4 protein-coding genes are annotated in these 3,931 nt (G+C 52.6%); all 4 read right to left on the reverse strand.

From position 1 onward, the window contains the following. A partial coding sequence (locus tag lacNas_RS00945) for an FtsX-like permease family protein (RefSeq protein WP_201330607.1) occupies positions 1-947 on the reverse strand: 947 nt, incomplete at its 3' end. Between the two features lie 20 nt (positions 948-967). Next, on the reverse strand, positions 968-1,486 hold the full coding sequence (locus lacNas_RS00950; RefSeq protein ID WP_201330608.1) for a TetR/AcrR family transcriptional regulator: 519 nt from the start codon (positions 1,484-1,486) through the stop codon (positions 968-970). 300 nt (positions 1,487-1,786) lie between these two features. Further along, entirely contained in the window at positions 1,787-3,190 is a 1,404-nt protein-coding gene (locus lacNas_RS00955) for an FAD-binding oxidoreductase (RefSeq protein ID WP_201330609.1), read from the reverse strand. A 179-nt stretch (positions 3,191-3,369) separates the two neighbouring features. Next, positions 3,370-3,931, reverse strand: a 562-nt coding sequence (gene yaaA, locus lacNas_RS00960) for a peroxide stress protein YaaA (protein ID WP_201336167.1), incomplete at its 5' end; no start/stop codon positions are given.

The following is a 3,931-nucleotide window of genomic DNA, read 5'->3' on the forward strand; positions in this document are numbered from 1 at the left end:
GGCGTAAAGGCCATCGGCGCAGATGCCGGCATGGCGGCCGCCGTAGCCCAGATGGCCAGCAAGGCCAAGACCAAGGCACTCGTTACCAAAAGCAGGCTCTGGCTGACCGTGGCCCAGATCAAAGTCTTGGCCGGCACCCCTTGTGCCCGCAATACCGCGTAGTTCGGCAGCTTCTGGATGGTCAAAATGTACAAGAAAACCGCCACGATGACCAGGGAAATGATGAACATGAAAGCAATCATCAATTCAAAAGTCATGTTCTGTTCAGAGTAGCCCGGCAGTTTTTGCGTAAATTCCTTAACCCCGTAAGTCTTGAAGTTCTTCCCCTTAACGGACAAGTCCCGCTGGGAAATGATCCCGGAAGCTTCAATCCCCGGCGCCACGTTCTTCAAAGTCTTCCAAGAAGACAGGGACCCGTACAGGATCGGCTCAATGTTGATCTTGGCATCCTTGACGAAGCCAACGATCTTGTACTTGTGGTCTGACCCGTTCAAGGTCACCTTGTCGCCCAGCTTGTAGCCCTTGTCCTTAAAGCGGCTGTCGGCCGTGACCTCGTATTTACCCTTGGCCCGGCGGCCAGCGATCAGGTCCTGGTCCTTGTAGATGAAGTCGCTCTGCTTGATCCCCATGTACTGGGCGTTGATCCCGCTTTGCCCCTTCTTCTTGGCCACTACCTGCAGCTCGCCGACAACAGCTTCCTTCTTGGTCAGGTCGATCTTCTTCAGGTCGTCCTTGGTCAAAATTGAGCTGTTCATGGACAGGTTGGCGTTCTTGTTCAAGACCACGCTCTTTGTCTGCCAGCCCTCCAAAGCAACCGTGTTTTCCCGGGCCAGGCCGTAAGCCAGTCCCCAGGTCGCCAGAATCATGTAGGCGATCAGAAAAATCATGAAGACAATCAAGCCGTAGCGTTTCTTCTCATGCTTGATCTCTTTTAGTGCTAAAAACATTTTTTCTGTTTTCTTCCTTTCTATCCTATTTGCTGGTCATCCTGGCTGCCAAAAAGGTTCTCTAAAGCCTCGCGTTCCCGCTTTAAGTAAAAGTCGGCTTTGTCCGGGTCCAGCAAGGCTTCCTTGATGGCCTCATGCGACAAAGTCATCGCCGCCCAGGCGATAGCCGGCATTTTCTGGGGCTTGCTGCTGGGCAAGAGAGACTCGTTGGCTGCGTAGTGCAGGCGGATCAAGTCGTAGTACTGGCTGCCAGCTGCCTTGGTCACAAAGTCCTTGGTCATCTGATAGAGCTCGTCTGCCCCCATCCGGCCCGTCAGGCCCGTGTGCAGGTCCCGCATGGCCAATTTAAACAAGTACTGGTAGGCATCAGTCAGATCCTCAAAATACTTGTAAAAAGCCCCCCGGGCGATGCCGGCCTCCTTGACAATCCGCGCCACCTGGGCGCTGGCCAGAGTGTGGGCGCTGAATTCCTTGAGCAGGGCCGCGGTTACCCGGCTTTGCTTGTCTTCGCTTAAATTTTCAAAAGTTGCCTTGACCATTTTTTACCTCCGTGACACCGTGTCACCATCAACTGTTTCCAGTATAGGACTAAAGTGACACCGTGTCAACATAAAAAGTGACGCGATGTCATTTTTCTGCCACAAAAAAGGACTGCCCAAGCAGTCCTTCTTCGTGATAATTAATTGTGAAGCTTAAAAATTAAAATGTTGTTTGTGTATTTGTCAATGTACTTATTGCTAGGTACTTGTTCTTTTCGGTTTTTGGTTAATTCTTGATTTGATTAGTTGATTAGTTTTTGATTTGGTTTTTCAAGGTTGAGCGAGGAGGGACTCGCTTTCTTAATCTAACGGGAAGATCTTGTCTGGGTTAAGGATGCCCTTAGGGTCGAACAGAGCCTTGACCTTTCTGAGCAAGTCGGTGTAGTCCTTGCCGTAGAAGTCTTCGTAGTAGTTCTGACGGGCGTAGCCGACCCCGTGTTCACCGGACATGTTGCCGTCCACTGACTTGGCGGTCTTGTAGAGTTCGGAGATGACGGTGTCGCCCTTCTTGGCGAATTCTTCGTCAGTCATGTCGTCAGAGCACAGGTAGATGTGCAGGTTCCCGTCGCCGGCGTGGCCGAAGTTAGGGATCCGCATGTTTTCTTCCTTTTCAAGTTCTTCGATCCGGTGCAAAACCAGCGGAATCTTGCTGATCGGCACGGAAACGTCGACTTCGTCCATCTTCGGAGTTGACTTCTGGATGGCCAAAAGCAGCTTTTCACGCGCGTCCCAGATGGTCTTGGCTTCTTCTGATTCAGCGTTCAAAACCGTTTCCTTCAAAGCGTGGAACGGCTTGACTGCTTCCAAAGCCTGGGCCAGTTGTGCTTCAGCGTCGCTCTTAGTAAAGGAATCGATGCCCAGGATGATGAAGCCGTCGCCTTCCTTGATCGGGAAAGTAGCATCGTAGTACTTTTCCCACAGGTTCAAGACCTTGCGGCCCATGTATTCAACGGTTGTCGGCACAACCCCGGAAGCCAGGATGGCTGGCACTGATTCGATGGCGTCGTCCAAAGTCGGGAAAGGAATGATGGCGTTCAAAGCGTGCTTTGGTCTTGGGTACAGACGCAAAACGGCTTCGGTGATCACGCCCAAGGTCCCTTCTGAACCGATGATCAAGTCCTTCAGTGAGTAGCCTGATGAGGACTTGACTGACTTGGAGCCGAACTTGTAGACCTTGCCGTCCGTCAAGGCAACCTTGACTTCGCGGATGTGTTCCCGGGTTACCCCGTACTTGATGGCCTTCAAGCCGCCGGCGTTGGTGCTGATGTTGCCGGCTACGGTTGCCCAGTGCATGGCTGGCGCTGGCATGTAGGTAAACGGCTTGTCTGCCAAAAAGTCTTCCAGCTGGTTCAAGCGGATGCCCGGTTGCACGGTAATGGTCAAGTTGGCCGGGTCATAGTCGATGACCTTGTTCATCTTCACCATGTCCAAAGAAATCCCGCCGTGCACCGTCAAGTTGGCCCCCATCAAACCGGTGGAGTTGCCCCGAGGAGTCAAGGCAATTTCGTGGTCGCTGGCGTACTTCAAGACGCTGGCAACTTCTTCAGCCGTAACCGGTTGAATTACCAGGTCAGGCATGGCCCGGACAGTCTTGAACTGGTCGTGGTCCCAGTGTTCAGTCACTTCCGTGATAAAGCGGTCGGGATCAGCGATCATTGGCCGCAAGTTTTCAATGTCTTCAGCAGTTAACTTGTGATAATCCATTCTTACTCACCTTACAGTCTTCTTTTAATGTTTCAATCTCTGTTTCTATTAAATCACATCTGTAAGCGTTGTCAATTTTATTAATTTTTGCACAAAAAAGAAAAGGCGGGTTAGCAAGCGCTTCCCGCCCTTTCGAAAGTTAAAAAAATTTCTCTTTTTTCTTACTTTGTGAAAAATCGTCATGCTTTTTTCCGGAAAACGAGCCGGTCAGCCCCGCTCTGGTCGCTGGCAAAGACGTAGCCAAAGTCGGAAAATTCCGGCAGGTCAGCCAGGTCCCGGTCCCCTTCTGCCAGCCAGCGGACCAGCCGGCCCCGGGCCATCTTGGCATGGGTGGCCTGGGTGCGCCATTTGCCGTTTTTCTCTTCCTGGAAGACGACCTCGACCAGCCGGTCGCCGTCTTTAAGGTAAGGAATAAGCAAGCGGCTGTATTCTTTGGAGGCCAGGTTGAGGACCACGGAATCGTCTTGGTAGAGGTCTTCGTAAACTTTTGCCCCCCAGAAATCATAAAGGGACTTATACTTAAAGGCGGGCAAGGGGCTCTTCATTTCCAGGCGGTAAGGCACGATCCCGTCAAAGGGGCGCAGGCTGCCGTACAGACCGGACAGAATGCGCAGGTGCTGGTCCAGGTAGTCCAGCCCCGCCTGGTCCAAAACGTCGGCGGCCAGGTACTGGTACTGCAGGCCGCTGTAGGCAAAAAGCGCCGGCAGCTGCCCCTGGGTCAGGTCGGCGGCCAGCATCTGC

The sequence above is a fragment of the Lactobacillus nasalidis genome, from assembly GCF_016587775.1.
Classification (GTDB): Bacteria; Bacillota; Bacilli; order Lactobacillales; family Lactobacillaceae; genus Lactobacillus; species Lactobacillus nasalidis.